12 protein-coding genes are annotated in these 9,276 nt (G+C 32.5%); 2 read left to right on the plus strand and 10 right to left on the minus strand.

Annotated features, from left to right (window positions below):
• Window positions 1-179 precede the first annotated feature (179 nt).
• Window positions 180-443, plus strand: a complete 264-nt coding sequence (locus DESAMIL20_RS01985; RefSeq protein WP_086033142.1) for a hypothetical protein — start codon at window positions 180-182, stop codon at window positions 441-443.
• On the opposite strand, the gene DESAMIL20_RS01990 is transcribed toward DESAMIL20_RS01985, so the two are convergent.
• From DESAMIL20_RS01990 to tnpA, 10 genes are all read right to left on the minus strand, one after another.
• On the minus strand, window positions 435-1,421 hold the full coding sequence (locus DESAMIL20_RS01990; RefSeq protein ID WP_086033143.1) for a hypothetical protein: 987 nt from the start codon (window positions 1,419-1,421) through the stop codon (window positions 435-437). The genes DESAMIL20_RS01985 and DESAMIL20_RS01990 overlap by 9 nt on opposite strands.
• Window positions 1,418-2,071, minus strand: a complete 654-nt coding sequence (locus DESAMIL20_RS01995; RefSeq protein ID WP_086033144.1) for a hypothetical protein — start codon at window positions 2,069-2,071, stop codon at window positions 1,418-1,420. The genes DESAMIL20_RS01990 and DESAMIL20_RS01995 overlap by 4 nt, the downstream gene beginning before the upstream one ends.
• Before the next feature lie 97 nt (window positions 2,072-2,168).
• Window positions 2,169-3,128, minus strand: a complete 960-nt coding sequence (locus DESAMIL20_RS02000; RefSeq protein WP_143340219.1) for a hypothetical protein — start codon at window positions 3,126-3,128, stop codon at window positions 2,169-2,171.
• A 252-nt stretch (window positions 3,129-3,380) separates the two neighbouring features.
• The gene (locus DESAMIL20_RS10565) at window positions 3,381-4,031 is read right to left on the minus strand and encodes an HU family DNA-binding protein (protein ID WP_204218548.1); all 651 of its coding nucleotides are present in this window, start codon (window positions 4,029-4,031) and stop codon (window positions 3,381-3,383) included.
• A gap of 185 nt (window positions 4,032-4,216) precedes the next feature.
• Entirely contained in the window at window positions 4,217-4,510 is a 294-nt protein-coding gene (locus DESAMIL20_RS02010; RefSeq protein WP_086033146.1) for an HU family DNA-binding protein, read from the minus strand.
• A gap of 83 nt (window positions 4,511-4,593) precedes the next feature.
• Window positions 4,594-4,827 (minus strand): hypothetical protein, encoded by a 234-nt coding sequence (locus DESAMIL20_RS02015; protein ID WP_086033147.1) that lies wholly within the window; start codon window positions 4,825-4,827, stop codon window positions 4,594-4,596.
• 8 nt (window positions 4,828-4,835) lie between these two features.
• Window positions 4,836-6,512 carry a transposase gene (locus DESAMIL20_RS02020; protein ID WP_204218549.1) on the minus strand — a complete coding sequence of 559 codons (1,677 nt, stop codon included), beginning with the start codon at window positions 6,510-6,512 and terminating at the stop codon, window positions 4,836-4,838.
• A complete protein-coding gene (locus DESAMIL20_RS02025; protein WP_086033148.1) occupies window positions 6,502-7,104 on the minus strand; it encodes an IS607 family transposase in 603 nt (200 codons plus the stop codon). The genes DESAMIL20_RS02020 and DESAMIL20_RS02025 overlap by 11 nt, the downstream gene beginning before the upstream one ends.
• A 61-nt stretch (window positions 7,105-7,165) precedes the next feature.
• Complete coding sequence (locus DESAMIL20_RS10750) at window positions 7,166-7,297, minus strand: hypothetical protein (RefSeq protein ID WP_275074212.1); 132 nt, start codon at window positions 7,295-7,297, stop codon at window positions 7,166-7,168.
• A gap of 68 nt (window positions 7,298-7,365) precedes the next feature.
• The gene (gene tnpA, locus DESAMIL20_RS02030; protein ID WP_086033149.1) at window positions 7,366-7,773 is read right to left on the minus strand and encodes an IS200/IS605 family transposase; all 408 of its coding nucleotides are present in this window, start codon (window positions 7,771-7,773) and stop codon (window positions 7,366-7,368) included.
• 64 nt (window positions 7,774-7,837) lie between these two features.
• Between tnpA and DESAMIL20_RS02035 the strand changes: the two genes are divergently transcribed.
• The gene (locus tag DESAMIL20_RS02035; RefSeq protein ID WP_086033210.1) at window positions 7,838-9,193 is read left to right on the plus strand and encodes an IS200/IS605 family element transposase accessory protein TnpB; all 1,356 of its coding nucleotides are present in this window, start codon (window positions 7,838-7,840) and stop codon (window positions 9,191-9,193) included.
• The last annotated feature ends 83 nt before the right edge of the window (window positions 9,194-9,276 follow it).

Raw genomic sequence — 9,276 nt, forward strand, 5'->3', positions numbered from 1 at the left:
GCTTTGAGTGGCTAAAAAACAGCTTATTTAAGCTTTGCAACCCAATAAAAATAAAAAGCGACTACGAATTCTGCAAGTTCCTAAAAAACATGCAGAATAGTGTGTCGGGTAAGTCTGTGCTTTGGGCAAACCAAAGCACAGAAGCGTCGGGGTCTACTTGAGTAAGTTTTTGACAGAAAATGGTAGATGTAAGTCGACGGATCAACGATTTAAGACTGGAAAAAGGCAAAATAAAGCTACGAGAAGATGATAAAAGCTTTTTCTATTTCAGTTATGTTTCTTTTGAAGATGACAATTTGGTAATCTATGAAGATATGCAACTAAAAAATGATTTTTTCTCAAACACTGTAAATGTTAAAACAATACCGCTTGACGACGAAAAAGCAATAAAAAGCGCTTTAGATGCGATAGAAGAAGCATTTAAAAAAATTTACTTAAGTTAAAGTAAAATTATACAAAAATGGTATACTGCATTGTATATATCTTTCTTTAAAATATTCTTTAAATTCGTCGGTTTCCGCACCTATAAAAGCATAGTAAGAAGCTATTTCTATAAAGTCTATAATATTCTCTGCTACTTTTAAATTTTCTATTTTCTGCTTTATTAAACTGCTTTTAATTTCCTGTTCTGCCACAAACAATAATTTCAGTATATCATCACGCATTTTGTCTGGACTTTCTTTGATAACAGAGCATACGCTTGTAAAAGTATGCGGGAAGTTTTTATTTGTTTTACCGAAAAGCCAAAGAATGCCATCATAAAGATACTGCATTGTAGGTGCTTTGCTTTTACTGAATGTGCCTTTTTCTTTTGCCCTTTTATAAACATTAATTGTCATTTTAAATTTTACAAAGTAATCTAATGCGGTTTCTAAAGTATTTTTATCTAGTATCATATATTTATAATCACTTATATCTATGGGTTCGGTTTCATTAGGATATTTTGTTGTCATCTTAAAGCAATGAGGGCAAGGTGTTTCAAAATATTCTTTAACGGTTTTTGTTTCAATGCTGATTTTTCTTGATAAATAATTAAGATTGCATTTATCGCAGTATTTAATTGAGTAGTTATCAAGTTCTCTTTCTATGCAAATTTTTACTAATTCGTGCGGTATATTTAAAATATCCGCAATCATTATTGTATTTTTTAAAAGCAGATAAAGCGCTATAATCTGTTCCTCGTCTTTTCTGGTTAGCGTGTCTTTTTCTGTTTTCTGTTCTTTAAAAAAGCTTAATTGAAGTATACTTCTGACTAATTTTAAGCGTTTCAAGTATGTGTTTTTAATTATGCTGTTATTGCCTAATCCGCTTAATTTATAGATTTCGTTGTTTGTGGTATTCGGAAATTTCTGTAAAAATAAATATGCTATCGGGAATGTATCTTTTAGTATAAGGTTTGCGTCTTTTTCGCTAAGTTTCACTTTTCACTCCTATCGGGTTGCGTTTTTCTTGGTCTGCCTTTTTTTCTCTCTTTATTCTCATTCTCATTTTTTTGGCTGACCTTGCTATCATCTATCTCATTTTCTCCAATCTCACTCTCATTACTCTCGTTACTCTCATCACCGGGAGCTTGTTCGTTTAAAGCTTGTTTTGCCTCTTTATCTGCCAAAGCTTGGTTGACTTCATTGTAAACAGTTTCAATATCTATTTTTGAATTCATAAGAAGCTGAATAAGTTTGTTATTTACTGCACGGAGTTTGTCTATTTCATCGGTTTTAGGTAAAAACTCTACTCTGCTTTTTATTAAGTTTTCTCCAAAAAGGTTTATTAAGCCTTTTATCTGACTGTATGAGTCTAAAATATTAAGTTCATTGACATCAAGGTTTTTTACATTTTCAATTAAAATCAATGCGTGTTCGTGGGATATTAATAATTGGCTTTCAAGGAAAAATAAAAAATTAGTGTAGTCCATAGATTTGTAAATACTATTGAGTTTCATCAGTATAAACAAGTCTATAAAGTTATGTATCATTACTAAATCATCAATATTTGATTTAAAATCTTTTCGCAAGAAAGCAAAATTAAAAAGTTCCATTATTTGATTTTTTTTGGCATTTTCGGCATCAGACATAAATTACTCCTTTTTTTCTTTAAAAATCTCCTATAAAATTATATGTTTTAATTTTTAAAAAGTCAAGAAAATGTAAAAAAATATATAAAATAATTATTCACATATTTTGAATTTTGCTTGCCATTTTTTGTATAAGACTAGAGGATATATTTAAATCAAATTTATTGCTTTTATCTTGATTATCTGTTAAATCTATTGCATTTGCAAAATACATTATCACAATATCTCTCAATGTTTTAACAGAATTATGCATATTCAATATATCATCAATCGTAAGCTGGGCTTGCCTATGCAACCAGTTAATATTTATTTGACTATCACTTGGAAGCAGTTCTTTTAAAGTAAATAAATTTGCCTTTAAAAAAATCTTTGTTTTATTTTTTGGTAAAAGCTTATAAAGATGATTTTCGTCTAATATATTCTGTAAACTGTTTCTTATAAAATGTTTTATGGTTATTTGAGTGTAGTTTTCTTGTGAAATACGCATTGCAAAATCATTTGTATTAAAGTCTTGACAACTGATATTGATATTTGGATTTAAAAAAATTTCTAAAAAATCACTAAAATCGTTTTTTAAAATTACAAATTTATTACCTGCGCTTAAACACTCTAATTGTTTATCGGAGGCTGAAATTGTTATTTTTTGATTGTCTTTTACAGAACGGAAAAACTCATAAAGCTTTATTTTTGTCTGTTTTTTCTCTTTAAGGTGTTTTTTATTTAATATTTCTAAAAGCGTTTCGTGTATGTGCGGTATATTAATAATAAAAACATCTTTGCTGTTTATTTTTATTTTTTCTCTGGTAGATTTTATTAAAATGATTAAAATTTTGTGGTTATTTGCTTTGGCAAAATCTAAAATTAACTCACATAGTTTTGTTTTTGTTAAAATACCAAAACTTTCTCCGATAACTATTGCTTGGTAATTTAAAATTAAATTACCATCAAGCAGTTGTTTTATGCTAAAACTCTCATCAATTTCAAACTTGTTTTCAAAAATAGCTTTTAGGTATTGCTTTACAGGTGCGTCTTTAATAAAAAATAATGCTTTTTCCATAAGCAAATAATGCAATCAATCGTATTTGCAAAACCAGCAGGCTTTGCCCCCCCTGTTTCGCTTTTTCTCTCTCATTCCTTTGCCCTTATTTCATTTTATCTCTCTTGTTTTTCCTGCCCTAATTTCCTTAAATCCCTTTATCGTTTCCACGCTAATCACTTTTATCTCTCTTATTTTAACACTCTTTTCTCTCTTTTTATTCTTATCGTTTATGCCCTTATATCCTTAATCGTTCTGCTTTGTCAGCGTTGACTACTTTAATGGTTGCTTGATGGCTTCTTTAAGTTCTCTTCCTGCTTTAAAAGTAGGCATTCTACTTGGTTTTAATTTTACTTGTTTACCTGTAAGAGGATTTCTGCCTATTCTTTCTCCTTTTATTTTAAAAGCAAATTTGCCAAAGCCTATAAGGTTAATAAACTTGCCTTCTTTAAGCGTATCTTTCACTAAATCCAAGAAGTTATCAACGATTATATGCGCTTCTTTTTCGCTTATTTTTAACCTTTCGGCATAACTTTTAATAAAATCAAGCTTACTTAAAACCTCTATTTGCGTTTCATCAGCAGTTTTAGATGGTTTTGCCTTTGCCTGTTCTTTTTTAATTACCATTTCCTTTACGGTTTCTTTTATTTCTTTTGCTGTCTCTTTTGCAGGTTCTGGCTTCTTTGTCTGTTTTACTTCTGTCTTTGTTTCTGTTTTAGCAGTTTCTGCCTTTGCTTTTACAGGTGCAGGCTTTTTGCTGGTTTCTGGTTTTTTTACTTCCACTTTTTTTGTTTCTGGTTTTTGCGTTGTCTGTGTTTTAGTTGCTTGTGTTTTAGTAGTTGCAGCTGCTTTTGTTTTGGTTTCTGGTTTAGCTGTTTGTTTTATTTTTTGCTTATCTTTTTCTTTTTTTTCACTTTTTGCCATCATAACCTCCTTATTTTTTAAATCTTTAAAAGTATAAGTAATTATTTAGTAAAAATCAAGAAATTGTTTTTTAAAAATAGACAAAACTAATTTTAACAGTTTTTAAAAAAAGACCGCCATCATCGTGTCTTGTGTGATGATGGCAAATATAAAAGGGGGTAGGTAGGGCTTAGATAATGTCAAACTTAACCGTTAACAGCTTCTTTTAGTTTTGTGCCTGCTTTAAACATAGGCAATTTACTTTCAGGCAATTTTATCTTTTCTTTGGTTTGCGGATTTATGCCTTCTCTTGCCGCTCTTTTTGATACATAGAATTTTCCAAAGCCTGTAATGTTTACTTCTTTGCCTTGTTTAAGTTCTTTTTCAACCAGCTCAATAAAACCACTTAAAAATTTTTCTGCATCCGCTTTTTTAAATTGAGTTTTTTGTGCGAGTTCATCTACCACATCGCTTTTAGATAAGCTTTTTTTCTCTTCCAAAAGACACCTCCGAAATGTTATTTTACAAAATAATACTTGACTTTTTTTTAAAAGTCAAGTAAAAAAAAATAAAATTGTTTTTTTTATGTAACAGGTTCACTTGCTTTTTTAAAGCTGTCTTTATCGGTAATCTTTTTTACAGCTTCTTTAAAACTATCTTCATCAATCTCACCCAAGATAAACTTAGTGCATAGTTCTTTTAAATTTTTGCAATTATTAAGTTGCTGTTTAAGTAAAATTTCTTTCTTTCTTTTTTCCAGCTCACGCAATTTAGTTTTCATCTCTTTTTCTTTTTTTTCTAATTCGGTTAGTTCCATTCTTTCCGTCACTCTAAACCTATTAAACTCTGATATAAGCTATTACCATAACTGCTACCAGAATTCAGTTTACCGTATTTAGAGCCGTGAGCATTGCTCACCTGACGCTGCAATAGGTCAGTGCCTATTGCCTTACCCGACACGCTATTTTGCATCAGTCTGCAAAAATCGCAGTCGCTTTTTAGTTTTATTGGGTTGCATAGCTTAAAGAGTTTGCGCTTTAAGTAGCTTGTGTTAATGTCTTTGGCTATCTTGATGTGATTAACTGCGCCGTTTAAGTCTGCGTTGAATACCTTTTTTATAGTTGTGTCTATAAATAGTCCCCTTTTAGCACGCTTTCCAGAGAAAGCATTAGCTAAATCTGTTTTGGCAAGCTGTTTTATAGTATCATGCCCTAATGCTTGAGCCTGTTTTTGAATATAGACTACATTGCCCGATACTGAGCTTGTTTTAGATGAATAGGCTTCGTCTATTATATGGACATTGATGCCGTAATATTTAGCTTTGTATTCTATATCTTTAAGCAGCTTTATAAACGGTATCTGTATGAAATTCTGCTTTTGGGCTTTTCTTAAGTTGCAATCACCATTGTTTTTAAGCTGCGCAAGGTTTTTTGAGATGTAAAGGTCTGTTACATCATGCATTTGGCAATACTCTAATATGCGTTTTGATACCTTGTGAAACTTATCAAAGAAAAAGCGGTTGCGCTTAGAGTGCAAGTAAGAAATAAACTTCAGTATCTGATAGCCTTTTTTATCGTATTTTGCAGGATATTTAGTGCCTGTTTTAGAAATAGACCATTCTAATACATGGTCTTTTAAAGATTCCTGCAGTTTACCCAAAAGCCTGTTGAATTTTGTATTGTAATGCTTGTATGGTTTGCCGTCCACTATGAGAGATGGAGTGGTTTCATCGTTTACAAAAAGCGATGCAAGGTTGTTTAAGCCTATATCAAGTCCTGCTTCTTTTACAGGCTTTAAAAGCTTTAAGGGTTTGATTTTCTTGATGTAGGATACCTGCAGAGAAATCTGACTGCGGTCAAATACCAATTTAGCGCTGTTAATGTTTTTAAGATTGCCAACTATGCTTTCTATATCGCTTTTGCTGTGATGGATATAGAGCATTTTGTCGGCAAGGTTAATGCCAATTAGGTTTTGATTGAGTTTTTTAAAAGACAAAGAACAGTATTTGTCTAAATCTATTGAGTAGTTTAAAAGCTTTGAAAGCTTTTTGGCTTTTGGAGGCTTTGGCATTCCTGTATAAGCGGATGAGTTTTTATTATAAGCTTTAAGGTTTGTAAAGTAGGTTTTGTAATTTGCTTTTACTCTTTCTATGCAGTAAGTAAAATTGTGCTGTTTTATGGTTTTTACAGTCTCTTTTAAAGCTTGCCATAGTTTGTGGTCTTTATATTTTTCGTTTAAGTAATTGCTGTCTTTAGAATTTTTGGAGTTGTAATTAAGCAGAGCGTTTCTGAGTGTTATCTTGCTGGTTAGGTATTTAAAGTCGTTTTCAGTCTTGCCTTGCAAAAACAGTTCATAATTTTCTTTGATTAGTATAAGCAGTATGTTTTCAAAATGGCGGTATTTGTAGATATAGTCTGTCAGAGTCTTAACAAACTTTTTGTTTTTTATTCGTATGGTGAATATCCTTAGTTCGCTGTTAAGCGGAAGTTTATTAGCGTTCATCTAAAAGCCTCTGGGCTATTTTCTTGTTTATGTGAGAGCGTTTACCATTAAGCTTGCAGGAAAATACGTGTATGATATTTAAAATATCTTCAACAAGTTCTTCTTCGGGCGGTTTTTCTTCTTCAATATTTATTGGTTCTATTTTTGTGTCATTGAGTTTTGCAAACTCTTCTATGAGTTCAAAGCCGAATCTTGCAAGCCTGTCTTTATAGAGTATATAAACTGTATCAACCTGTTTTGCGGCAATAAGCTTTAAGAGTTCTTTTAAGCCTTTCTTCTGGTAGTTAATACCGCTACCTATATCCGATATTATTTTAAATTTTTTGCCCTGCTTTGCCAAAAACAATTCAAGCAGGTTAATCTGTCTTGTCAAATCATCTTTTTGATGTTCTGAACTTACTCTTGCATATCCTACATTGATGCGTTCAGCTTTGCCTTGTCTTTGCAAAATCTCATTGAGCTGTTCTTCGCTATACATTCTATGCTTGCCTTTTGTAAGATAAGCGGGTTTTAGCTTTCCCTGCTTATCCCATTTGCGCAATGTCTGGACTGTAACGCCTATAAGCTTTGCAAATTCAGTAATGTTATACATACAGTTATATAATAATACAAAATACTAAAAAGTCAAGAGGAAAATTAATCATTTTTGATAATTAAACAGATTTATTGTAACTGTTAAGAGCACTTTCTAATATTTCTTTATCTATTTTATCTTTATATTCTCCAAAAAAACCTATTTTTCCTAAAAATTCTATTACCTCAAACACAGGCAAACCAAATTGCATAGCAATTTCGGTAATAGTTGAACCAACTTACCATCGCATTCCTCTCCTATAACTCTGTTTAGGAGAGGTTAGATGGGTTTTTCTTGGTTTTCTATATATTGCTTTATTATGTCTATAGGAGCGCCACCCGTGCTTAAAATACAATATGATGGACTCCAAAAAAACGGTTTCCAATAAAATTGCTTTAAGTAATCTGCAAATTCTTTTCTTATTAATCTGGACGAAACAGTTTTAAAGTTATTTACAAGCTTTGATAACTGCAAGTGCGGATAGCCTTCAAAAGCAATGTGCATATGGTCTGTTTCAGTTTCTACAGCTATAAGCTTACAATGCCATTTATTTTCAAAAATGTCTTTTGTGATAGCCTTAAGTCTTTCATTGATTTCACCGTTAATTACTTTATGCCTGTATTTAGTTACTACAACTAAGTGGTATGTTAGCTTAAATACTGCGTGTCTGTTTGAGTCTAAATCCATAAAATACCTCTTGACAACTAAATAATCTGAGGTATAATATACTTATGTTTAAAGGAGGTGTCAAGTGAAAATAGTCAAAACCGCTAAACTCAAAATACTCAACAGAAACCAAAGCTTGATGCCTACGCTTGAGATTTACCGCAAAGCATTGAGTTTTTACATAGATGCAGTTTATAAAGAATGGAATAGCGTTAAAGATATACAAGACATAAAAGCCCAGGTTACATACCTTGAGAAAATAACACACAAAACAGCCAAAAACCCAAATCCTCCATACGACTTTGATAAAGACTTTTATAAGTTTCCAAGCTACTTAAGGCGTGCCTGCATAGCTGAAAGCATCGGCTATGTTAAAGCTTTCTTTTTAAGCGTAGAAAACTATGAAAAAGAAAAAGCATCTGCGTTATACAAAGGCAAGAAATTCAAGAAAAAACCGCCAACACTACGAACAACGCATAACTCTTTTCCTGTACTTTACAAGCCCGTAATGTATGAAAAGCAAAGCGACTCCGAAGTCAAGATAAAAGCTTACATAAATAACGATTGGGTATGGATACCGTTACAATTGCAGACTAAAAACTTGCTTTCGTCTAACAAATACCGCTTTACAGACTATAAAGAGTTAAACCCCACGCTTGTTTACAAAGGCAAGCATTTTTACCTCCACATACCATACTCAACAAAGGTAACGCTAAAAACTGATCCTGCTAATATTGCCATAGGCGTTGACTTAGGACTAACTAAAACCGCTGTATGCTGTGCTATGGACAAAAGCGGAACTGTCATCGGCAGGTTATTTATAAACCAGCCGATAGAAAAAGACCGCTTATTTAAAACCATTAACAAACTCTCAAAGGCTAAAAGAAACTCAGGCGATATTAAAGCCCCTAACTATTGGCGCGTTATCAAAGGCATAGAGGAACAGATAGCGCAAGACACAGCTAACAGAATAGTGGAGTTTGCCGTTAAGCACAATGCCGATGTTATAGTCTTTGAGAACTTAAGCAAGATGAAAAAACCTAAAGACTTTTACGGCGCTAAGAAACTGCGATTTAAACTCCACTTTTGGACTAAACAGGCAATAGTAAGAAAAACCTTACAGAAAGCACATCTTTTTGGCTTAAGAGTTACCAAAGTTCTTGCAAGAGGCACATCACAGTATGCTTTTGACGGTAGTGGTGCAGTGGAAAGAAACAGCAAGAAAGACCTCTGTAAGTTTACTACTAACAAGCACTATCACAGTGACCTTAACGCAAGCTATAATATCGCAGCAAGGTTTTTCATAAGGCTTTACCTAAAACCCTTACCAGAAATGGCAAGGTTGCAGTATCAGGCAAAAGTTCCTGAGATTGCAGCGAGACATCAGCAGACTTTGGCTTCATTAATTAGACTGCGTGAAGCCTTAAGCTTGGCGGCTTAATATGCTTTTGCAGCCCGTATTTAAGTCAAAGGAAGCTTTACCCATAGGACGCTTAGGCGGACTTGGGGAAAGAGGATGTCACT

The organism is Desulfurella amilsii (assembly GCF_002119425.1).
GTDB classification, from domain to species: domain Bacteria; phylum Campylobacterota_A; class Desulfurellia; order Desulfurellales; family Desulfurellaceae; genus Desulfurella; species Desulfurella amilsii.

What these genes read in the sequence shown, in the direction of transcription:
- tnpA (WP_086033149.1), bottom strand. Translation starts at nt 7,773, where the DNA reads ATGGATTTAGACTCAAACAGACACGCAGTATTTAAGCTAACATACCAC.
- DESAMIL20_RS02020 (WP_204218549.1), bottom strand. Translation starts at nt 6,512, where the DNA reads ATGAACGCTAATAAACTTCCGCTTAACAGCGAACTAAGGATATTCACC.
- DESAMIL20_RS10565 (WP_204218548.1), bottom strand. Translation starts at nt 4,031, where the DNA reads ATGGCAAAAAGTGAAAAAAAAGAAAAAGATAAGCAAAAAATAAAACAA.
- DESAMIL20_RS01995 (WP_086033144.1), bottom strand. Translation starts at nt 2,071, where the DNA reads ATGTCTGATGCCGAAAATGCCAAAAAAAATCAAATAATGGAACTTTTT.
- DESAMIL20_RS02000 (WP_143340219.1), bottom strand. Translation starts at nt 3,128, where the DNA reads ATGGAAAAAGCATTATTTTTTATTAAAGACGCACCTGTAAAGCAATAC.
- DESAMIL20_RS02025 (WP_086033148.1), bottom strand. Translation starts at nt 7,104, where the DNA reads ATGTATAACATTACTGAATTTGCAAAGCTTATAGGCGTTACAGTCCAG.
- DESAMIL20_RS10750 (WP_275074212.1), bottom strand. Translation starts at nt 7,297, where the DNA reads ATGCAATTTGGTTTGCCTGTGTTTGAGGTAATAGAATTTTTAGGAAAA.
- DESAMIL20_RS01985 (WP_086033142.1), top strand. Translation starts at nt 180, where the DNA reads ATGGTAGATGTAAGTCGACGGATCAACGATTTAAGACTGGAAAAAGGC.
- DESAMIL20_RS02015 (WP_086033147.1), bottom strand. Translation starts at nt 4,827, where the DNA reads ATGGAACTAACCGAATTAGAAAAAAAAGAAAAAGAGATGAAAACTAAA.